Origin of the sequence: Gelidibacter salicanalis (assembly GCF_016469035.1) — a bacterium.
In the GTDB taxonomy this organism is placed as follows: Bacteria; Bacteroidota; Bacteroidia; order Flavobacteriales; family Flavobacteriaceae; genus Gelidibacter; species Gelidibacter salicanalis_A.
This window is the reverse complement of the sequence record NZ_JAEHJZ010000352.1, coordinates 1-322: the sequence shown is the minus strand read 5'-3', so window position 1 is coordinate 322 and position 322 is coordinate 1. Positions and strand designations below refer to the sequence as shown.

Here is a 322-nt window from a genome sequence, read left to right as displayed (position 1 = left end):
ATTCGCCGCGACTCAGGTGACGAAACAAGACATCATGCGTCTGATGGAAATTCAGGAACATGCGCGGCAGGAAGACCGTTTTCGTGATTCTGAGTGGGACTTGAAATTCCATGTGCAGGTTGCACAGGCGACACAAAACAGCGCACTGGCGACAATTGTTGAGAAGATGTGGAGCCAGCGGTTACACAATCCTTACTGGCGCAAACTGCATGAGCACATCGACGAGAAGTCGATTGAAAGCTGGTGCGAAGATCATGACCTGATCCTGAAAGCGCTGATCCGCCGTGATCCGCACGCGGCGAAACTGGCGATGTGGCAGCAT

At 52.8% G+C, this 322-nt stretch carries 1 protein-coding gene; it reads left to right on the top strand.

From position 1 onward, the window contains the following. The coding region (locus tag JEM65_RS21650; protein ID WP_199603840.1) for an FCD domain-containing protein at positions 1–322 on the top strand (322 nt) is incomplete at both ends.